Source organism: Pseudomonas corrugata, assembly GCF_001269905.1.
GTDB lineage: Bacteria > Pseudomonadota > Gammaproteobacteria > Pseudomonadales > Pseudomonadaceae > Aquipseudomonas > Aquipseudomonas corrugata.
In genome coordinates this window covers 1-21,252 of sequence record NZ_LHVK01000010.1, presented here as the reverse complement: position 1 = coordinate 21,252, position 21,252 = coordinate 1, and the positions used below count along the sequence as shown (strand labels likewise).

Here is a 21,252-nt window from a genome sequence, read left to right as displayed (position 1 = left end):
ATTGTATTGACCGGGAAGATGGCGCCTGGCCCTCATCAGGCCCAGTGATAGCCCTCCGTACTTCCCGATTGTCGGCGCCCCTCGATTCGTTGCGAGCGGTGGTATTGGGCTGTTTTTGATTGGGAAGCCGTAATGATTGGCATAAAAAGCATTGCGAGCTACGTTCCTGTAGCCGGCGTGGACAATTACGCACAGGGTGCGAAGTTTGAGAAGGATGAAGAGTTCATCCTGGGCAAGATTGGTTCCGCTTTCTTACCGCGCAAGGATGATGGACAGGAAACCTCGGACCTGTGTGTCGAAGCGGCCAATGCGTTGTTTGCCAACAATCCCGGTTTGAAACGCGAAACCATCGACGTTTTGATCGTGGTCACCCAAAATGGCGACGAAGAAGGATTGCCCCATACGGCAGCCATCGTTCAGGACAAGCTTGGCTTGCCTACTACCGTGGCTGCATTTGATATCTCCCTGGGCTGTTCGGGTTATGTCTATGGCATTTACGCTATCAAGGGCTTCATGGAAGCCGCTGGCCTGAAAAATGGGCTGTTGATAACGGCTGATCCGTATTCAAAAATCGTCGATCCGGAAGATCGGAACACGACGATGCTGTTCGGCGACGCCGCCACCGCCACTTGGATGGGCGAAAACGCACCGTGGCAGTTGGGCAGGTCCAAGTTCGGCACCGACGGTTCCGGTGCGCCGCACTTGAAGGTCAGCGACGGCGTGTTCTTCATGAATGGCCGGCAGGTGTTCAACTTCGCCTTGCTCAAGGTGCCGGCTCACTTGCATGAGTTGCTTGCCGACTCCAATCTCCAGCCCGATGATATCGATGCATTCTGTATCCATCAGGGTAGCGCCGCGATTGTCGATGCCGTTGCGCGGCGTTTTGAAGGCGAACCCGAGAAATTCATCAAGGACATGGTCGAGACCGGGAACACCGTATCCTCGAGCATCCCGTTGCTGCTGGAAAAACATGTGCTCGACTCCAATTGGAGGCGTGTGGCATTGAGTGGTTTCGGCGTTGGGCTGTCCTGGGGGTCAGCGATTATCTATCGCCCTTGAACCACCTGAAACCCGTGCATAAAAAATAGCGTCCAAGGGTGTAACCTTGAACGCTATTTTTTTGCCCAATGGAAAGTCGAGACACCATGAGCGAGTTCTTTGAGCGCAATCTCCAGGTGATCGAGCAGCGCTGGCCAGCCATGGCCGAGCGCTTGCTGTTGGAGGAAGTCGACGGGTTGCAGGCCGATCTGGTGGAGGGACTGGGCTCGACCTTGAGCATCAATGGCATTCAATTGACCAGTCGACATGACCGCCGTGCCGAGGCTGAGCTGCAGGCGTCCAGCCTGCCGTCGGACGCTGCCGTCGTGCATCTCTATGGCACGGGATTGGGGGATTTGCAGAGCCGTTTGCTGGAGCGGGCAAAGCTTGAGCGCCTGCACGTGAATATTCTTAACGGCTCGGTGTTCGCCTTGGTGCTGCGGGTGTTGGATCAATCGCAGTGGCTTGATGATCCGCGAGTCGAACTGTTTTACGCAGGAGACCAAGCGGAAATTCAGTTACCTTTCTTCGCCTTGCCCGCCGAACTGGTACTGGCCGATGACTTCAGTGCAAAGATTCGCGACCGGTTGGTTAGTGAAACCCATCTGACATTCAACAATCGGGAGTTCGACCCAGCAGCCCCTGAAATCATTGAGCGTCTGCATTCCACCTTCCATCTCGTGCAGGGGGATCGCGACGTGGGGGAGCTGTTCGGCTCTTTCAAAGAGCGCGAAGCGTTTGTCATCGCTACCGGGCCTAGCCTCGAACGGCATTTCGAGAGACTGCGCGGCTTGAGTGAGCAGGCCGAACGACCATTGTTGATCTGTGTTGATACGGCCTACCGGCCATTGATCAACCATGGGATCCGACCGGATATCGTGGTCAGCATCGATCAACGTATTACCGCACGCCATCTTCCGCCTGACGACACCGATGAGATTGCGCTGGTTTACCTCCCAATGGCCGACCCGTTGGTGATTGGCGCTTGGCGGGGGCCGCGTTATGTCGGTTATTCCGCCAGCCCGATCTATCACCGGATGCGTCAGCAATTGAGCCGGCATGAGTTGTATGTAGGCGGCAGCGTAATCCATCCGGCCGTTGATCTGGCCGTGAAGATGGGGGCGCTACGGATCACTCTGTTCGGTGCCGACTTTGCGTTTCCCCATGATCGGACTCACGCAGGTTGGAGCGATGGCGACCTGGGCCCCCAGTTGGAGGTGGCCAGGCACTGGGTACTCGACGGGCATGGCCAGAGGGTCAAGACACAGCTCAACTTCCGTAGCTATTTGTGTGAGTTGGAGCGATTTATCGCCGGACATCCTCAGGTGCGTTTTTATAACAGCAGTCGGGACGGGGCGATGATCGCCGGTACTGATTTCCATCCGGAGTTTACGAAGTGAGCGGGCTTCAAGAGGTGATCGATGAGGCCCGTGACTGTGCCGGACTTTTTCGTCTGGGACGGGATGTCGAGGCAGGACTGGCCATGGTCGCGCTGGTTGAAGCGGCTCAACCCTGGATTGAACGGATGCCAGGCGATGTCCAGTCGTCTTGGGGCGTGTTGTTAGGGGTGATGTTCACTGATCAGCAGTCGCAGAACTGGATTTCGTTGGCCGACTATCTTGAGTATGAGCTGGTGGAATTGCTGAGCACCGGGCTGGCTTTTTGAGCACTTTTCAATTGATCGGCGCTGATGGCACTCCTGGGATCAGGTTCGGACGGTTCCCTGGCGCCATTTTTTTACCTCCTGAGCGCAGCCAAGTCCTTGATTTAAGAGGGGTGGCACCCTGATGGCAAAAATTTTGAAAAAACTGCTAAAGCAAGTTCCGAATACGACGATAACTATTACGAAGGTTCTCTAGGCCACACCCGGCGGTTGCCAGGGCCGGAAGCCGCAGTACCCAACCAACGAGGAATTCGTCATGGCTTTAACAGTAAACACCAACGTCACATCGTTGAACGTTCAGAAAAACCTGAACCGCGCTTCCGATGCTCTCTCCACCTCGATGACTCGTCTGTCTTCCGGCCTGAAAATCAACAGCGCCAAGGACGACGCCGCCGGCTTGCAGATCGCTACCCGTATGACTTCGCAGATCCGCGGTCAGACCATTGCGATCAAAAACGCCAACGACGGTATCTCCATCGCTCAGACCGCTGAAGGCGCTCTGCAGGAATCTTCCAACATCCTGCAGCGTATGCGTGAACTGGCTGTACAGTCGCGAAACGACTCCAACGGCACCGCAGACCGTACCGCTCTGAACAAAGAATTTGCTCAGATGTCGGACGAACTGACCCGTATCGCCAACTCGACCAACCTGAACGGCAAGAACCTGATCGACGGTTCCGCTGGCACCATGACCTTCCAGGTCGGTTCCAACACCGGTACTGACAACCAGATCACCCTGACCCTGGACAGCGGCTTCGACGCAGCGACTCTGAGCGTTGACTCTGGCACCATCGTGATCAGTGCTGTTGACAGTGCCTCTGCCGAAACCAACACCGCTGCTGCTATCGACGCGATCGACGCGGCTCTGGCAACCATCAACTCCAGCCGTGCGGATCTGGGTGCTGCTCAAAACCGTCTGACCAGCACCATCTCCAACCTGCAGAACATCAACGAAAACGCCAGTGCTGCACTGGGTCGTGTACAAGACACCGACTTTGCTGCTGAAACTGCACAGTTGACCAAGCAACAAACTCTGCAACAAGCATCTACCGCAGTTCTGGCCCAGGCCAACCAACTGCCATCCGCTGTACTGAAGCTGCTTCAGTAATAGCTGGATGAACTTTAGCGGGGGAGTGCGCTTGCGTACTCTCTCGCTTTTTCCGTTCAAGAGGTGATGGACATGGATATGAGCGCCAAGCTGAACTTGTCTTATCCAGCGGCGAAACCGACGCCCACCGTGGCCGCCAAGTCGTTGGAGAAGCCTCAAGCCGATCCCGCTGTCGTGACACCGGTCAAGAAAGCCCCTAAAGACGCTGCTGCCGACCAGGAAACACTCAAGAAGGCTGTGCAGGAGATCGAAAAGTTCGTTCAGTCGGTCAAGCGTAACCTGGAGTTCTCAATTGATGAGCCTTCAGGCAAAGTGGTAGTCAAAGTAATTGCCAGTGGTTCCGGTGAAGTGATTCGCCAGATCCCGAATGAAGAAGTTCTGAAACTGGCCAACAGTTTGAATGATGCCAATAGCCTGTTGTTCAGCGCGGAAGTCTGACAGCTGGCACGAATTTTGTTGTTCTGTTCTTTTGGGCGTTGTAGTGGTCAAAAGGCCGGCGGCACACTGAAGGGAGTTTCACATGGCAAGTCCAATTCTACCTGGCTTGGGTTTAGGCTCGGGCCTTGATACCACCGCAATCGTCAAGGCGCTGGTGGATTCCGACAAGGCGGCCAAGCAAGGTCAGATCGACCGCGCCACCAAGACCAATACCGCCAACATTTCTGCGATTGGCACCCTGAAGTCACTGCTGGCTACGTTCCAGTCTTCGCTCACAAGCCTGGGCAGCACGACCACTCCTCAATTCACCGGGGTCGCTGCCACTTCGGCCAACACCAGTGCGCTGACGGTGACGGCCGGTAACTCGGCGGTGAGTGGTACCTACTCGATCAACGTAACCAAGCTGGCGACCTCTTCAAAAGTAGCAACGGCGGCATTCGCCGGTGGTACCTCCAGTGCAGTGGACCCCGGTACCTTGACTATCACTCAGGGGTCTACCAATTACGCTCTTGACGTTCCGAGTGGCTCGACGCTGCAGTCGGTTCGGGACGCAATCAACAGCAAGTACTCTTCCAATGGTCTCACCGCCAACATCGTGACCGATAGCTACGGTTCGCGTCTGGTGGTGGGGTCGACTAAGACCGGTGCGGGCAGCGACATTTCCCTCAGTGGCATTACCGGCCTGGAAGCGGATGGTTCTGTCCTGATGGGGACGCCGAGTGCAACCTCATCCGGTTCCATCGGCCTCGCCCAGGACGCAGAGTTCACTGTCGATGGGCTGGCAATGACCAGTCCTACCAACAAACTGGACAACGTTGTCTCAGGGTTGAGCATGACGCTGGTCGTTGCCGGTAGTGGTCCGACAACGGTAACGGTTGCCACCAACTCCGACGGCTTGAAAGCTTCGATTCAGAAATTCGTCGATGCTTACAACGCCATTGCCAAGGCTGTGACCGCCCTGACCAAGCCGTCGACCGATGCTGATGGTAACCCGGTTTCAGCTGCGTTGACCGGTGACTCATTGCCACGATCTTTGCTGGCGGCCATGCGTGCGCCTTTGTCGGAAACCGGTGCCGGCGACAAATTGACCGTTTTGTCTCAGCTTGGGATCACCACCAACCAGACAACGGGTGCCCTGGATTTCGACAGTGCGAAGTTCACTACGGCGCTCAACGATAAGCAGTTGGGTGGAGAAGTCCAGACGCTGTTCACCGGGGACAATGGCTTGATCGAGCGCATGCAGAACGCCCTCAAGCCTTACACCGAGACCGGCAGGAAGGACTCAAACGGAAAGACCGTCGATAACATTTTGACGACTCGATCCAAAAACCTCGATCTGATCAAGTCGAAACTGGGCGATGATCAGTTGGCACTGGATCGCCGGATTGAAACCCTGACCGCGGTGCTGACGAAAAAGTACAACGACATGGATACCCTGGTCGGCAAGCTGAAAGCCACCGCCAGCAACATCACGTCCATGTTCGAAGCACTGACGGCACAGCAGAAAAACAGCTGAGTTTGATTGATGCAAAAAGCCCGGTAGCGTTCTTGAGTGCTCCGGGCTTTTGGCTTTTTCGATCTAAAGTTTTTTGACGCGGCGTCGATATGGTGTTTATACGAACCGCAGATTTTGATGAGGTAGAACATGAATCCAATGTTAGCCCTTCGCCAATACCAGAAGATTGGCGCTCAGGCGCAAACCTCCGAAGCAAGCCCCCATCGTCTTGTACAGATGCTCATGGAGGGCGGGTTGGATCGTATCGCCCAGGCCAAGGGGGCGATGGAGCGTAAGGATATCGCCAATAAAGGTGTTCTGATCGGCAAGGCGATTGGCATCGTTGGCGGCTTGCGTGAGGGCCTGGACCTGGAAAACCAGGCCGAAGCGGTGGCTGAGCTGGACGCCCTCTATACCTATATGATGAAGCGCTTGGCCGAAGCCAACGCCAAGACCGACCCGAAGATCCTCGACGAAGTCGCCGGTCTGCTGCGCACGGTCAAAGATGGCTGGGATGCCATCGCCGCGCCTGGTCCGCAATTCTAAGGAGTGCTCCCATGAGTCTTGTCCTGCAGCGAATAGAACAAACCCGCGACGCCCTGGTTGATGCCCTGGCCGAGCGTAACTGGGAAGCCATTGGTCAATTGGACCTGGCATGCCGTACCTGCATGGAAGACGTCATGAGCGAGTCTGGGCTGGACGAGGCGGCGTTGCGCAATAATCTTGAGGAGTTGCTGGGGGTCTACAAGCAACTGCTCGAGGCGGCGACTGGGGAGCGTCAGGCGATAGTCGACGAGATGTCGCAAGTCCATCAAGCACAAAACGCTGCAAAGGTTTACCATCTGTTCGGTTAATGCTTAGTTAATCCGAACAAAGTGCGCCATAAATTTGACTGTGCACCGTTTTTTGACTTAACTAGTAGCTGTTTACAGATTTCAGGCGTCTACAGGCATGACAAGTCTGCAAGCGTCTAGCTTGCCCCCTAAATTTCGGGCACTGAGTTGACTAGGGAAGTTGCTATTGCATGTGGCGTGAAACCAAAATTCTCCTGATCGATGACGACAGCGTCCGCCGCCGTGACCTGGCGGTGATTTTAAATTTTCTTGGCGAAGAAAATTTACCTTGCGGAAGCCATGACTGGCAGCAGGCCGTCGGCTCGCTGGCGTCCAGTCGTGAAGTCATTTGCGTCCTCATCGGGACCGTAAATGCCCCCGCAACTCTATTGGGCTTGCTAAAGACACTCTCAACCTGGGATGAGTTCCTTCCGGTTTTGTTAATGGGCGAAAATTCTTCCCTTGACTTGCCAGAAGACCAGCGTCGTCGAGTGCTTTCCACGCTCGAGATGCCGCCCAGCTACAGCAAATTGCTCGATTCGCTGCATCGCGCCCAGGTTTACCGCGAGATGTACGATCAGGCCCGTGAGCGCGGCAGGCATCGCGAACCCAACCTTTTCCGCAGTCTCGTCGGCACCAGCCGGGCGATCCAGCACGTGCGCCAGATGATGCAGCAGGTCGCCGATACGGACGCCAGCGTGCTGATCCTGGGCGAATCGGGCACCGGCAAGGAAGTGGTTGCGCGCAATCTGCATTACCACTCCAAGCGTCGCGAAGCGCCGTTCGTGCCGGTGAACTGCGGAGCAATTCCGGCCGAGTTGCTGGAAAGCGAGCTGTTCGGGCACGAGAAGGGTGCCTTCACTGGCGCGATCACCAGCCGGGCCGGGCGTTTCGAACTGGCCAACGGCGGCACGCTGTTTCTCGACGAGATCGGCGACATGCCGTTGCCAATGCAGGTCAAGCTGCTGCGGGTCCTGCAGGAGCGCACCTTCGAGCGCGTGGGCAGCAACAAGACCCAGAGTGTCGACGTGCGGATCATCGCTGCGACCCACAAGAACCTCGAAAGCATGATCGAGGTCGGCAGTTTTCGCGAAGACCTCTACTACCGCCTCAATGTATTCCCGATCGAAATGGCCCCGCTGCGTGAGCGCGTCGAGGATATTCCGCTGCTGATGAACGAGCTGATTTCGCGCATGGAGCACGAAAAGCGCGGTTCAATCCGCTTCAATTCGGCGGCGATCATGTCCCTGTGCCGTCATGGCTGGCCGGGCAACGTTCGCGAATTGGCCAACCTGGTGGAGCGCATGGCGATCATGCATCCCTATGGTGTGATCGGTGTGGCTGAGCTGCCGAAGAAATTCCGCTACGTCGACGACGAAGACGAACAAATGGTCGATACCCTGCGTAGCGACCTGGAAGAGCGCGTGGCGATCAACGGCCATACACCGGATTTCACCAGCGGTGCCTTGCTGCCCCCGGAAGGCCTCGATCTCAAGGATTACCTGGGTGGCCTGGAACAAGGGCTTATCCAGCAGGCCCTGGATGACGCCAACGGTATTGTCGCCCGTGCAGCGGAACGCTTGCGTATCCGTCGCACCACCCTGGTGGAGAAGATGCGCAAGTACGGCATGAGCCGTCGCGAAGGAGATGAGCAGGCGGATGATTGACGCCTGTTCATGACCGCCTGATTTTTTATGATGAGGGAATTTATCCCCGCTGAGGTGCGTCGCGGCCCCAAAAACTGGGCCGCTTCGCGCCCCAGCGGGGATAAATCCCCTCGCCACGGAGTTCCAGCTACAGCTCGGTTCATGTTTACCACCTTCCGGCACGGGTATTGCTAAAGCTCTCTCAACAGTCCGTTTAACTGACGGTCAGCCAAGCGAGAGAGTTCGATGAACCAAGCCGCCCACGTCCAGATGTCTCCTGTCCCTGAGTCGGGGCTCATGCCGTCCGCCGAGCAGGCAAGCCGCGCTGGGCTCGAGCAGGCGTTTTCGCTGTTCAATCAGATGTCCAGCCAGTTGACCGATTCCTACAGTCTGCTCGAGGCCCGGGTCACTGAGCTCAAGGGCGAGCTGGCGGTGGTCAGCGCCCAGCGCATGCAGGAGTTGGCGGAAAAAGAGCGTCTGGCCAACCGGCTGCAGAACCTGCTCGACCTGTTGCCTGGCGGCGTCATCGTCATCGATGCCCATGGTTTCGTTCGCGAGGCCAATCCGGCGGCCTGTGAGCTGCTCGGGTTGCCGCTTGAAGGTGAGCTGTGGCGACACGTCATTGCGCGTTGCTTTGCTCCTCGCGAGGACGATGGTCATGAAGTGTCCCTCAAGGACGGCAGGCGCTTGTCTATTTCGACGCGCTCGCTGGACGCCGAACCCGGCCAGTTGGTGCTGCTCAACGACTTGACTGAAACCCGTCACCTGCAGGACCAGTTAGCTCGTCACGAGCGCCTGTCGTCCCTGGGGCGCATGGTGGCATCCCTGGCTCACCAGATTCGCACGCCGCTGTCCGCTGCGTTGCTGTACGCCAGTCATTTGACCGAACAGCAGCTACCGATGGAAACCCAGCAGCGCTTCGCCGGACGTCTGAAAGAGCGCCTGCATGAGCTCGAACATCAAGTGCGGGACATGCTGGTGTTTGCTCGCGGTGAGTTGCCATTGACCGACCGGGTAACCCCGAAAACTCTCCTGCAATCCCTGCAGGCCGCAGCATTGACCCATGTGCGGGATCTGCCGATCCGCTGGCAGTGCGACAGCCATGCCGGGGAAATTCTCTGCAACCGCGACACCTTGGTGGGTGCGGTCTTGAATCTCATCGAGAATGCCATTCAGGCCGGTGGCGAGGACGTACGACTGAAGGTTCATCTGTACAGCCGTGACAGTACCTTGCACCTGTGTGTCAGTGACAATGGCGGCGGTATCGAGCCGGCGGTGCTGGCACGTCTCGGCGAGCCGTTCTTCACGACCAAGACCACCGGGACCGGCCTCGGCCTGACTGTGGTCAAGGCTGTGGCTCGTGCGCATCAGGGAGAATTGCAACTACGTTCGCGACTGGGGCGTGGTACCTGCGCGCTGGTGCTCCTGCCGCTGTTTTCCGGCGCGTCGGAGGTGGAGTGAAGTCGATGGTGATCAAGGTGTTGCTGGTTGAGGATGACCGGGCCTTGCGTGAAGCATTGGCCGACACGCTGGTGCTGGCCGGGCACGACTACGTTGCGGTCGGTTCGGCAGAGGATGCGTTGCTGGCCGTGGGTCGGGACACCTTCAGCCTGGTGGTCAGCGATGTGAACATGCCGGGCATGGACGGCCATCAATTGCTGGGACTGTTGCGTGCTCGCCAACCTCAGTTGCCGGTCTTGCTGATGACGGCCCACGGGGCGGTCGAGCGAGCGGTGGACGCCATGCGCCAGGGAGCTGCGGATTATCTGGTCAAGCCATTCGAGCCCAAGGCGCTGCTCGATCTGGTGGCTCGTCATGCGTTCGGCGTTCCTGTGGTCGAGGGAGAGGGGCCGGTGGCGCTCGAGCCGGCCAGTGCCCAATTGCTCGAATTGGCCGCACGGGTGGCGCGCAGCGATTCCACTGTGTTGATTTCCGGTGAGTCGGGTACCGGCAAGGAAGTGCTGGCGCGCTACATTCACGAGCAATCCCGGCGCGCCAACGAACCGTTCATTGCCATCAACTGCGCGGCGATTCCCGATAACATGCTTGAGGCGACGCTGTTTGGTCACGAGAAGGGTTCGTTTACCGGTGCCATTGCGGCCCAGGCCGGCAAGTTCGAGCAGGCCGATGGTGGCACGATTCTGCTCGATGAGATTTCAGAAATGCCCTTGGGCCTTCAAGCCAAACTATTGAGGGTGTTGCAGGAGCGGGAAGTTGAGCGGGTAGGGGGACGCAAGCCCATCAGTCTGGACATCCGTGTGGTGGCGACCACCAACCGGGATCTGGCCGGTGAGGTGGCGGCAGGACGTTTTCGGGAGGACCTTTATTACCGCCTGTCGGTATTCCCTCTTGCCTGGCGTCCATTGCGCGAGCGTACTGCCGATATTCTGCCACTGGCCGAGCGTCTGCTGGCCCGGCACGTCAATAAAATGAAGCATGCGGCGGCCAGGCTTTCGCCCGAGGCGCAGGCCTGTCTGATTGCTTATCCCTGGCCTGGAAACGTGCGGGAACTGGATAACGCCATTCAGCGTGCGCTGATCCTTCAGCAGGGTGGTCTGATCCAGCCGGAGGATTTCTGTCTGGCAGGTCCTGTGGCGTGCGCGCCGTTGCCGGCGCCGGTACCAGTCCCACCGAGGTTGGAAGTGGAGAGCGAGTCGGCCGGCGCGTTGGAAGACGACCTGCGTCGACGCGAATTCCAGATGATCATCGATACCCTGCGGGCCGAACGCGGTCGTCGCAAAGAAGCGGCCGAACGCCTGGGTATCAGCCCACGCACCCTGCGCTACAAGCTGGCGCAAATGCGTGACGCAGGGATGGATGTCGAGGCGTATCTGTTCGCCAGTTGAATTGTGTAAACCAGCAAATTCCTTGTGGGAGCGGGCTTGCTCGCGAAGACGTGGCTCAGTCGATGCATGTTTCGACTGACAGGCCGCTTTCGCGAGCAAGCTCGCTCCCACGCAGATCTGTGTGAGCATTTGTTTCATGTCGCCGTGGAGCTGGCACCCTTGTTGCTAACACCTGTGTACCCATTGAGTAAGCGTCAAAAAAACGCGGGCCGCCAGAGAGAGTAGACCATGAGCCAAGGTATTGAATTTAATCGGTTGATGCTGGACATGCGGGCCATGCAGATGGACGCGATGTCGCAGCCCAAATCGGTCGCGGCCCCCCAGGTGGGCGGCAGCAGTTTTTCCGACATGCTTGGTCAGGCCGTCAATAAAGTGAACGATACCCAGCAAGCGTCGAACCAATTAGCCAGTGCTTTTGAAATTGGCAAAAGTGGCGTTGACCTGACCGACGTGATGATCTCTTCGCAGAAAGCCACTGTCTCGTTCCAGGCGCTGACCCAGGTTCGCAACAAACTGGTCCAGGCCTACCAAGACATCATGCAGATGCCGGTCTAAGGAAACTATTGAGTCATGGCAGAAGCAGCCGTAGATAACGTTCCGGCCAAGGCCACCCCACCAGACGGCAAACCGCCGCTGTTCGGGCTGTCCTTCCTGGAAAACCTCTCCGAGATGACCATGTTGCGTCAGGTAGGCCTGTTGGTCGGCCTGGCTGCCAGTGTGGCAATTGGTTTCGCCGTGGTGCTGTGGTCCCAGCAGCCAGACTACCGTCCCCTGTACGGCAGCCTGGCGGGCATGGACGCCAAGCAAGTCATGGAAACCCTGGCTTCCGCCGACATTCCCTATACCGTTGAGCCGAATTCCGGCGCTTTGCTGGTCAAGGCCGACGATGTGGCACGTGCGCGTCTGAAGTTGGCTGCCGCTGGCGTGACGCCTACCGATGGCAACATCGGTTTCGAAATCCTCGACAAGGACCAGGGCCTGGGTACCAGCCAGTTCATGGAAGCGACTCGTTATCGTCGCGGCCTGGAGGGCGAGCTGGCGCGTACGATCTCCAGCCTGAACAATATCAAGGGCGCCCGCGTGCACCTGGCGATTCCGAAAAGCTCGGTGTTCGTGCGCGACGAGCGCAAGCCAAGCGCCTCGGTCCTGGTTGAACTGTACCCAGGCCGCTCTCTTGAGCCAGGGCAGGTCCTCGCCATCGTCAATCTGGTGGCGACCAGTGTGCCCGAGTTGAGCAAGTCCCAGATCACCGTGGTCGACCAGAAGGGCACCCTGCTGTCCGACCAGGTGGAAAATTCCGAACTGACCATGGCCGGCAAGCAGTTTGATTACAGCCGTCGGATGGAAAGCATGCTGACCCAGCGGGTGCACAACATCCTGCAACCGATCCTGGGTAATGACCGCTACAAGGCCGAAGTTTCGGCAGACGTGGATTTCAGCGCGGTCGAGTCGACGTCCGAGCAGTTCAACCCTGACCAACCGGCGTTGCGCAGCGAGCAGTCGGTGAACGAACAACGCACCGCCAGCAACGGCCCGCAAGGTGTACCCGGTGCACTGAGCAATCAGCCGCCGTCGCCGGCCAGCGCGCCGCAAACCACTGGGGGCGCTACTGCCGCCGCCGGCATGATACAACCAGGCCAGCCGCTGGTGGACGCCAACGGCCAGCAGATCATGGATCCGGCCACCGGCCAACCGATGCTGGCGCCGTACCCGGCCGACAAGCGTCAACAATCGACCAAGAACTTCGAGCTCGACCGCTCCATCAGCCACACCAAGCAACAGCAGGGCCGTGTGACGCGCCTGTCGGTTGCGGTGGTGGTGGACGACCAGGTCAAGGTCAACCCGGCCAATGGCGAAACCAGCCGTGCACCCTGGAGCGCCGACGAATTGGCGCGCTTCACTCGCCTGGTCCAGGACGCCGTCGGTTTCGACGCCAGCCGTGGCGACAGCGTCAGCGTGATCAACGTGCCGTTCTCTTCGGAGCGCGGTGAAGTCATCGCCGATATTCCGTTTTATTCGCAACCCTGGTTCTGGGATGTGGTCAAGCAGGTATTGGGCGTGGTGTTCATCCTGGTACTGGTGTTTGGCGTGCTGCGTCCGGTGCTCAACAACATTACCAATGGCGGCAAGAACAAGCAGTTGGCTGGCTTGGGCGATGTAGAGCTGGGAGGCATGGGCGGCCTGGATGGCGAGTTGGCTAACGATCGCGTCAGCCTCGGCGGACCGCAGAGCATTCTGCTGCCAAGCCCGAGCGAAGGCTATGACGCTCAGTTGAACGCCATCAAGAGTCTGGTGGCAGAAGACCCGGGTCGTGTGGCCCAGGTCGTGAAAGAGTGGATCAACGCAGATGAGTGATAATCGAGCCGCTGTTGCCAAATTGTCCCGGGTCGACAAAGCCGCGATTCTGCTGCTGTCCCTGGGATCGACCGACGCTGCCCAGGTGCTGCGCCACATGGGGCCCAAGGAGGTCCAGCGTGTGGGCGTGGCCATGGCCCAGATGGGGAACGTGCACCGCGAACAGGTCGAACAGGTGATGAGCGAGTTCGTCGACATCGTTGGCGATCAGACCAGCCTGGGCGTGGGTTCCGACGACTACGTGCGCAAGATGCTCACCCAGGCCCTGGGCGAGGACAAGGCCAACGGCCTGATCGACCGTATCCTGTTGGGTGGCAACACCAGCGGCCTGGACAGCCTCAAGTGGATGGAACCGCGCGCCGTTGCCGACGTGATCCGTTACGAGCACCCACAGATCCAGGCGATCGTGGTGGCTTACCTTGACCCCGACCAGGCCGGTGAAGTGCTGGGCAATTTCGACCACAAGGTGCGCTTGGACATCATCTTGCGGGTGTCTTCGCTCAATACCGTGCAGCCAGCGGCCCTGAAGGAATTGAACCAGATTCTCGAGAAGCAGTTCTCGGGCAACTCCAATGCCTCGCGCACCACCCTGGGTGGCATCAAGCGTGCGGCAGACATCATGAACTTCCTCGACAGTTCGATCGAAGGTCAACTGATGGATTCGATCCGCGAGTTCGACGAAGACCTGTCCGGTCAGATCGAAGACCTCATGTTTGTGTTCAACAACCTGGCCGATGTCGATGATCGTGGCATCCAGGCGCTGTTGCGCGAAGTGTCCTCCGACGTGCTGGTCCTGGCGCTCAAGGGATCGGACGAAGGCGTCAAGGAGAAGATCTTCAAGAACATGTCCAAACGGGCGGCCGAACTGTTGCGCGACGATCTCGAGGCCAAGGGCCCGGTGCGCGTCAGCGATGTGGAAACCGCGCAGAAGGAAATCCTCACCATCGCCCGCCGCATGGCCGAAGCCGGAGAGATCGTGCTCGGTGGCAAGGGCGGCGAAGAGATGATCTAAGGTCGTTATGTCTGCCAAGAGTGATGATTCATCCAGCGACCTGATCCGCGCCCGGGATGTCGGTGGTTTCGACGTCTGGTCGCTGCCCAGCTTCGATCCCCATGTACCCGAGCCTGAACCGGAGCCGGTGGAAGAACTGCCGGAGATGGAAGAGGTGCCGCTGGAGGAAGTCCAGCCGCTGACGCTCGAGGAGGTCGAGAGCATTCGCCAGGAGGCCTACAACGAAGGCTTTGCCATCGGTGAAAAGGAAGGCTTCCACAGCACCTCGCTCAAAGTCCGCCAGGAAGCTGACGTGGCGCTGACGGCCAAGCTGCGGGCATTGGAATCGCTGATGCTCAACCTGTTCGATCCTATCGCCGAGCAGGACACCCAGATTGAAAAATCCCTGGTGGGGTTGGTGCAACACATTGCCAGGCAGGTCATTCAGCGTGAACTGGCCATCGATTCGAGCCAGATCGAACACGTCATGCGCGAGGCCCTCAAGCTTTTGCCGTTGGGCGTTGGCAACGTCCGGCTGTACATCAATCCCCAGGATTTCGAGCTGGTCAAAGCCCTGCGCGAGCGTCATGAGGAAACCTGGCGCATCGTCGAGGATGAAACCCTGTTGCCGGGCGGTTGCCGGGTGGAAACCGAACACAGCCGCATCGATGCGACCATCGAAACCCGCATCAGCCAGATCATGGCCAAGCTGTTCGACCAGTTGCACGAGCAGGCCCTGCATCCGGCCGCCGCCGATCTGAGTCTGGAATTGCCCGACGAACCCCCGGTCGTTTTTCCCGTCGACCCTGACGGTGCCGAGTTGATTGCTGCTGAGCCGGATGGCCGCGATGCGTCTTGAGCGCACCAGCTTCGGCAAGCGTCTGGGCGGCTACGCCGAGGCCACCGAGCTGGCCGGCCAGCCGATTCTCGAAGGACGCCTGTTACGCATGGTCGGCCTGACCCTCGAAGCCGAGGGCCTGCGTGCCGCCATGGGCAGTCGCTGCCTGGTGATCAACGACGACAGTTACCATCCGGTGCAGGTCGAGGCTGAGGTCATGGGCTTCTCCGGCAGCAAGGTATTCCTGATGCCGGTGGGCAGTGTGGCCGGGATTGCCCCTGGCGCGCGGGTGGTTCCCCTGGCCGATACCGGTCGCTTGCCCATGGGCATGAGCATGCTCGGACGGGTGCTGGACGGGGCCGGTCGGGCCCTGGACGGCAAGGGCGGGATGAAGGCCGAAGACTGGGTGCCGATGGATGGCCCGACCATCAACCCCCTCAAGCGCGACCCCATCAGCGTACCGCTGGATGTGGGCATTCGTTGCATCAACGGTTTGTTGACGGTCGGGCGAGGCCAGCGTCTGGGCCTGTTCGCCGGTACTGGGGTGGGTAAAAGTGTCCTGTTGGGCATGATGACCCGCTTTACCGAGGCCGACATCATCGTAGTGGGGTTGATTGGCGAACGGGGTCGTGAGGTGAAGGAATTCATCGAACACATCCTCGGTGAAGAAGGCCTCAAGCGTTCTGTCGTAGTGGCATCGCCGGCAGATGACGCGCCCTTGATGCGCCTGCGGGCCGCCATGTACTGCACGCGCATTGCCGAATATTTTCGCGACAAGGGCAAGAATGTCCTGTTGCTGATGGATTCGCTGACCCGTTTTGCCCAGGCCCAGCGGGAGATCGCTCTGGCCATCGGTGAGCCGCCAGCGACCAAGGGTTATCCGCCTTCCGTGTTCGCCAAGCTGCCGAAGCTGGTGGAGCGCGCCGGCAACGCCGAGAAGGGTGGCGGTTCGATCACGGCGTTCTACACCGTCCTGTCCGAAGGCGACGATCAGCAAGACCCCATCGCCGACTCGGCGCGGGGCGTGCTCGATGGTCATATCGTGCTATCGCGGCGGCTGGCCGAAGAAGGTCATTACCCGGCCATCGACATCGAAGCGTCCATCAGCCGGGTCATGCCATCGGTCATCAGTGCCGAGCACATGAAACGTGCCCAGCAGTTCAAGCAATATTGGTCGCGTTACCAGCAAAGCCGCGACCTGATCAGTGTCGGCGCCTATGTGCCCGGCGGCGACCGTGAAACCGATACCGCGATCAATCTCTATCCGGCGATGGCCGTTTATCTTCGCCAGAGCCTGAATGACAATATCGGCATGGGCGCCAGCGAAGCGCACCTGCAAACCATCTTCGCTCCGGTCGCCGGCGGGTAATCGGCCATGGCCACGAGTCGTGCGGCGCGCCTTGCGCCAGTGGTGGACATGGCCGAAAAGGCCGAGAAAACCGCTGTTCAGCGACTGGCTTATTTCCAGGGGCAGGTGGCGGTCGCCGAAAGCAAGCTGGCGGACCTCGAGAACTTCCGTCTCGAATATCAGGAGCAATGGATCGCTCGTGGCAGTCATGGCGTTTCCGGCCAGTGGCTGTTGGGGTACCAGGGCTTCCTTGCACAATTGGGTACCGCCATTGACCAGCAGCGCCAAAGCCTGGTCTGGCACCAGAACAACCTGGATAAGGCGCGTCAGAGCTGGCAAGAAGCTTTTGCCCGGGTAGAGGGGCTGCGCAAACTGGTGCAGCGCTATATCGATGAAGCGAGGCAGCTGGAAGACAAGCGCGAGCAAAAACTGCTGGATGAGTTATCCCAGCGCCTGCCGCGCCAGGATTCGTTTTGAACGTGAAGTCGGGATTTTGTCGGTTGGGTTATCCAAAACCTTGCTCAGTCCTTTACCAGATGCTAAACCTTGTACACGTATGTCCATGACAGGGAAGCCAACTATGTCAGTCGTTACCGAAGTATCCGATGATGGGAAGAAGCTGACGATTTCGATCAAGGGTCGATTCGATTTTGGCCGGCATCAGGAATTTCGCGAGTCCTATGAAAAGCTCAACCGCAAGCCTGAAACCTACGTCGTGGACCTGAAGGATACAACCTACCTCGACAGCTCTGCGCTGGGGATGCTGCTCTTGCTCCGTGATCATGCCGGTGGTGAAGATGCCGACGTGAATGTCACCAACTGCGGCGCGGATGTGCGCAAGATTCTCGCGATTTCCAATTTCGACAAACTGTTCGATATCGACGGCCCGCAAGACGACAAGTCGGAGAAGGACAAGTCGCAGGCAGCGCCAGCCCATCAGGACAAACATCATCACGACGAATTCCACCCGGGAAAATCCCATCCGGGTAAAGCCTGATCGACAGCCATGTTGTCCGATCTGGAGTCGCTGACGGTCCTGATTGCCGAAGACAGTGCCGCTGACCGACTGCTGCTGTCGACCATTGTTCGCCGCCAGGGGCATCACGTGATCACCGCAGCCGATGGCGCCGAAGCGGTCGAAATCTACACGGAGCAACGTCCGCACCTGGTGCTGATGGATGCAATGATGCCGGTCATGGATGGATTCGAGGCTGCTCAGAAGATCAAGCAATTGGCCGGTGACCAGTTGGTGCCGATCATCTTCCTCACGTCATTGACCGAAAGCGAAGGCCTGGCCCGTTGCCTGGAGGCTGGCGGTGACGATTTCCTGGCCAAGCCCTACAACCATGTGATCCTGGCCGCCAAGATCAAGGCCATGGACCGTTTGCGCCGGTTGCAGGCCACGGTCGTGGAGCAGCGCGACCAGATCGCCTTGCACCACAACTACCTGCTCAACGAGCAGCGGGTCGCCAAGGCGGTGTTCGACAAGATCGCCCATTCCGGCTGTCTGAGCGCGCCGAATATCCGCTACCTGCAATCGCCCTATGCCCTGTTCAACGGCGACCTGCTGCTGGCTGCGTTCAACCCGGCCGGCGACATGCATGTCCTGCTGGGGGATTTCACCGGACACGGCCTGCCGGCGGCGGTCGGTGCGATGCCGCTGGCGGAAGTGTTCTACGGAATGACCGCCAAAGGTTATGGCTTGGCGCAGATCCTGCGGGAAATGAACGCCAAGCTCAAACGAATCCTTCCGGTGGACATGTTCTGTTGTGCGACGCTGCTCTGCCTGGGCTTCCAGCGCTGCACGGTGGAAATCTGGAATGGCGGCATGCCCGACGGGTACTTGCATGACGGTCTCACTGGGGTGCGCACGCCACTGCCGGCGCGGCACTTGCCATTGGGGGTGCTTACGCCTCAGCTATTCGATGATCGGACCGAAGTGCATCCCATGGCGGTGGGCGATCGGGTCTTCCTGCTGTCCGACGGCGTGATCGACACCAGCGATGACGATGACCAGTTGTTCGGTGTGGAACGCTTGCAGCAGGTATTTGCCGCCAACCGTGAGCCCGATTGTCTTTTCGAAGATATCCAGCAGGCCCTGCGGGACTTTCGCGGCGAAGCCCGCGATGATTTCAGCATGGTTGAAGTGCGGATGGTCGCGCCGACGCAACTCAATCCGCCGCCACCGGTCTACTCCGATAGCGGCCAGTCCAGTCCGCTGGACTGGTCAGTGAGTTTCGAGTTTCGGGCCGAGACCCTCAAGCGCTTTAACCCGATGCCGTATTTGCTGCAATTGCTGCTTGAGGTGCATGGACTGAGGGCTCAAAGTGGCGCGCTTTACAGCGTTCTTGCGGAGCTTTATTCCAATGCCCTGGAGCATGGGGTGCTGGGGCTCGATTCGAGCATCAAGCGCGATGCATCGGGCTTTGCGCGCTATTACATGGAGCGCAGCACCCGTCTGGATGAGCTGGATGCCGGTCACATCCGGATACACTTGCATGTCACGCCCCACGGCGACGGTGGTCGACTGGTGATTGAGGTTGAAGACAGCGGTGAGGGCTTCGATGTTGCCCGCGTGTTGGCCCGGCCGTTGGACAGTGATCGGTTGTCGGGACGTGGTGTAAGCCTGGTGCGTCAGTTGAGCCATCGGGCCTGTTGGTCAGACGATGGTCGTAGTGTCCGCGTGGAGTTTTTCTGGGAGGCTCTGGCATAATCCGCGTCACTGTTGGTCAGGGAGCGAACAAGTGAACGAGATTCATCTGGACCGCGACGTGCTCAGCACGTTGAAGGAAGTCATGGAGGATGGGTATCTGGAGCTGCTGGATACGTTCCTCAACGACTCCGAGGCACGCCTGCGCGTGTTGCATGAAGCCCGCGACGCCGAAAGGCTGAGCGCCACCGCCCATAGCTTCAAGGGCAGCAGCAGCAACATGGGCGCCATCCGCTTGGCCGAACTGTGCGGCGAACTGGAGCAGCGAGCCAAACAACCGTCCTTGGGCGGCATCGAGAAGCTGGTCAGCGAAATCGATAGCGAATTTGCCCACGTGCGAAATCTTTGCAGGGAAGAGCGCGAAAGCTTTCACTGCTGAGTGATTGATTATCTGCCGGACATCGCCGCTGTCCGAACGTTGGCCCGCCCCTTGCATTGTCCAGTCTCGACTGTACCTATGATTTCAGTGCAGCGGAGACCTTTTTATGCCCGTTACGCCCAATACACTGCTTCAGGCCACTGCCCAGGCCAAGCCACAGGCTGCCGTCAATCCGCCGGCAGCGGCTCCGGACCTCGGCAATAGAGCCTCCAGCTTCGCCCAGGTCTTCGCCCAGCAAGCTCCCGTCAAATCCTCGTCGGCCTTTGAGCCTGCGATGAAGCCGGTGCGCGACAAGACGCACGACGGCGGCGTCAAAAAAGACTCCAGCGATGAAACGGCTGCCGCTCCGGAGCCGACCGTTGCCGATAGCGGCAAATCCTTGCCCGCCGACAAGCCGGTCAAGGCCGATAGCGCGACAGACAATGACGCCGACGGCGACACAGAGACTCCGGTGGCGGACGCTGTCCCTGCCGATCCTGCTGTCGACCCGATTTTGCCGCCGGACGCGGCTGTGCCTGTGGTTCAAGCCGACGTGGTACCCACGCCTGCGGTAGACGCTTCGACTGTGCCGCAGGTCGCGGCTGCGGTGGCGACCCCGGTCGTTCCCCTGGTCCCGGTAGTCCAGGCCGCGCCGCCGGAGGATCCGAAGTTCGACCCCGAGGCCGATCCGCTCGATGCCTTGCCGGCGTTGCGATTGGCGATGGAGCAGGGCGGTCACGTCTCCGCTACCAGCCAATCCAAAAACACCGCCCCGGCTGCGCTCGACGGTGAGCCGACGTCGGCCCAGACGTTTGCCGCCGGTATGGCAAGCATGCTCACGGTGCAGGCCGATCAGAACAGTACCGGTCCTGGCAGCCAAGGTGGGGAAAAAGCCTTCAGCGGCCTGATCGGCGAGGGTCTCAAGGATCTGGGCGCGGCTTCCAGTGACACCCGCGTGGATGATTTTGCCAACCGCCTGGCCGCCCTGACCCAGGCCGCTACGCCCAAAACCGCCAATGCGGTGCCGGTCAACCAACCCATTGCCATGAATCAGAGTGGCTGGACCGAAGAAGTGGTCAACCGGGTGATGTATTTGTCGAGCGCCAATCTCAAGGCCGCCGACATCCAGTTGCAGCCTGCTGAACTCGGTCGTCTGGACATTCGCGTGAACATGGCGCCGGATCAACAGACCCAGGTGACCTTCATGAGTGCCCACTCCGGTGTTCGCGAAGCCCTTGAGGGTCAACTGCATCGCCTGCGGGACAGTTTCGCCCAGCAAGGCATGGGCCAGGTCGACGTCAACGTGTCCGATCAGTCCCGTGGCTCACAGAACCCGGACCAGCAGGCGCAGCAGCAGGCCCAGACCGGACGCATATCGTCATCCGGTGGGCGAGTGGATTCGACAGATGAGCATCTGCCGGTCAGTGTTGCTGAGGTGGCGACCGCTACCACCAGCGTCATCGGTACCAGCGCGGTCGATTACTACGCCTGACCCGGGTGCGGTAACCCCTTGTGGGAGCGGGCTTGCTCGCGAAGGCGGTGTGTCAGTTGATAGTCATGTCATCTGACACACCGCCTTCGCGAG

The 21,252-nt window shown here is 59.2% G+C and carries 20 protein-coding genes and 1 pseudogene; all 21 read left to right on the top strand.

What is annotated here, in order from left to right; all coding sequences use genetic code 11:
- The first annotated feature begins 132 nt into the window (after positions 1–132).
- The 21 genes and pseudogenes from AD665_RS16790 to AD665_RS16690 all read left to right on the top strand — a co-directional run bounded on the left by AD665_RS16790 (position 133) and on the right by AD665_RS16690 (position 21,159).
- Positions 133–1,059, top strand: a complete 927-nt coding sequence (locus AD665_RS16790; RefSeq protein ID WP_053192877.1) for a ketoacyl-ACP synthase III — start codon at positions 133–135, stop codon at positions 1,057–1,059.
- 86 nt (positions 1,060–1,145) lie between these two features.
- On the top strand, positions 1,146–2,438 hold the full coding sequence (locus AD665_RS16785) for a motility associated factor glycosyltransferase family protein (RefSeq protein WP_024778644.1): 1,293 nt from the start codon (positions 1,146–1,148) through the stop codon (positions 2,436–2,438).
- Positions 2,435–2,704 carry a hypothetical protein gene (locus AD665_RS16780; protein ID WP_024778645.1) on the top strand — a complete coding sequence of 90 codons (270 nt, stop codon included), beginning with the start codon at positions 2,435–2,437 and terminating at the stop codon, positions 2,702–2,704. Before AD665_RS16785 ends, AD665_RS16780 begins: the two co-directional genes overlap by 4 nt.
- A 253-nt stretch (positions 2,705–2,957) precedes the next feature.
- The gene (locus tag AD665_RS16775; protein ID WP_024778646.1) at positions 2,958–3,809 is read left to right on the top strand and encodes a flagellin domain-containing protein; all 852 of its coding nucleotides are present in this window, start codon (positions 2,958–2,960) and stop codon (positions 3,807–3,809) included.
- A 72-nt stretch (positions 3,810–3,881) separates the two neighbouring features.
- Positions 3,882–4,247 (top strand): flagellar protein FlaG, encoded by a 366-nt coding sequence (locus AD665_RS16770; RefSeq protein ID WP_024778647.1) that lies wholly within the window; start codon positions 3,882–3,884, stop codon positions 4,245–4,247.
- 82 nt (positions 4,248–4,329) lie between these two features.
- Positions 4,330–5,763 carry a flagellar filament capping protein FliD gene (fliD, locus tag AD665_RS16765; protein ID WP_024778648.1) on the top strand — a complete coding sequence of 478 codons (1,434 nt, stop codon included), beginning with the start codon at positions 4,330–4,332 and terminating at the stop codon, positions 5,761–5,763.
- A gap of 129 nt (positions 5,764–5,892) precedes the next feature.
- Positions 5,893–6,288 carry a flagellar export chaperone FliS gene (gene fliS / locus AD665_RS16760; RefSeq protein WP_024778649.1) on the top strand — a complete coding sequence of 132 codons (396 nt, stop codon included), beginning with the start codon at positions 5,893–5,895 and terminating at the stop codon, positions 6,286–6,288.
- An 11-nt stretch (positions 6,289–6,299) separates the two neighbouring features.
- Positions 6,300–6,596, top strand: a complete 297-nt coding sequence (gene fliT, locus AD665_RS16755) for a flagellar protein FliT (protein WP_024778650.1) — start codon at positions 6,300–6,302, stop codon at positions 6,594–6,596.
- A gap of 170 nt (positions 6,597–6,766) precedes the next feature.
- Complete coding sequence (locus tag AD665_RS16750) at positions 6,767–8,242, top strand: sigma-54 dependent transcriptional regulator (protein ID WP_024778651.1); 1,476 nt, start codon at positions 6,767–6,769, stop codon at positions 8,240–8,242.
- Positions 8,243–8,491: 249 nt separating this feature from the next.
- Positions 8,492–9,682: a sensor histidine kinase gene (locus AD665_RS16745; protein ID WP_173668668.1), complete on the top strand. Its 1,191-nt coding sequence runs from the start codon at positions 8,492–8,494 to the stop codon at positions 9,680–9,682.
- 5 nt (positions 9,683–9,687) lie between these two features.
- Positions 9,688–11,067, top strand: a complete 1,380-nt coding sequence (locus AD665_RS16740) for a sigma-54-dependent transcriptional regulator (RefSeq protein ID WP_053192875.1) — start codon at positions 9,688–9,690, stop codon at positions 11,065–11,067.
- Between the two features lie 228 nt (positions 11,068–11,295).
- Positions 11,296–11,622 (top strand): flagellar hook-basal body complex protein FliE, encoded by a 327-nt coding sequence (gene fliE / locus AD665_RS16735; RefSeq protein WP_024778654.1) that lies wholly within the window; start codon positions 11,296–11,298, stop codon positions 11,620–11,622.
- A 15-nt stretch (positions 11,623–11,637) separates the two neighbouring features.
- Positions 11,638–13,422, top strand: coding sequence for a flagellar basal-body MS-ring/collar protein FliF (fliF, locus tag AD665_RS16730; protein ID WP_024778655.1), 1,785 nt, complete (start codon positions 11,638–11,640; stop codon positions 13,420–13,422).
- Entirely contained in the window at positions 13,415–14,434 is a 1,020-nt protein-coding gene (gene fliG / locus AD665_RS16725) for a flagellar motor switch protein FliG (protein ID WP_024778656.1), read from the top strand. The genes fliF and fliG overlap by 8 nt, the downstream gene beginning before the upstream one ends.
- Positions 14,435–14,441: 7 nt before the next feature.
- On the top strand, positions 14,442–15,272 hold the full coding sequence (fliH, locus tag AD665_RS16720; protein ID WP_024778657.1) for a flagellar assembly protein FliH: 831 nt from the start codon (positions 14,442–14,444) through the stop codon (positions 15,270–15,272).
- Positions 15,262–16,620: a flagellar protein export ATPase FliI gene (fliI, locus tag AD665_RS16715; protein WP_024778658.1), complete on the top strand. Its 1,359-nt coding sequence runs from the start codon at positions 15,262–15,264 to the stop codon at positions 16,618–16,620. Before fliH ends, fliI begins: the two co-directional genes overlap by 11 nt.
- A 6-nt stretch (positions 16,621–16,626) precedes the next feature.
- Positions 16,627–17,076 carry a flagellar export protein FliJ gene (gene fliJ / locus AD665_RS16710; protein ID WP_024778659.1) on the top strand — a complete coding sequence of 150 codons (450 nt, stop codon included), beginning with the start codon at positions 16,627–16,629 and terminating at the stop codon, positions 17,074–17,076.
- A 103-nt stretch (positions 17,077–17,179) separates the two neighbouring features.
- Positions 17,180–17,479: pseudogene (locus tag AD665_RS16705) on the top strand (STAS domain-containing protein); the annotation flags it as partial.
- A 126-nt stretch (positions 17,480–17,605) separates the two neighbouring features.
- Positions 17,606–19,312 (top strand): ATP-binding SpoIIE family protein phosphatase, encoded by a 1,707-nt coding sequence (locus AD665_RS16700; RefSeq protein WP_024778661.1) that lies wholly within the window; start codon positions 17,606–17,608, stop codon positions 19,310–19,312.
- Positions 19,313–19,343: 31 nt separating this feature from the next.
- Entirely contained in the window at positions 19,344–19,688 is a 345-nt protein-coding gene (locus AD665_RS16695; protein ID WP_024778662.1) for an Hpt domain-containing protein, read from the top strand.
- A 106-nt stretch (positions 19,689–19,794) separates the two neighbouring features.
- Positions 19,795–21,159 carry a flagellar hook-length control protein FliK gene (locus AD665_RS16690; RefSeq protein ID WP_053192873.1) on the top strand — a complete coding sequence of 455 codons (1,365 nt, stop codon included), beginning with the start codon at positions 19,795–19,797 and terminating at the stop codon, positions 21,157–21,159.
- Positions 21,160–21,252: the final 93 nt, after the last annotated feature.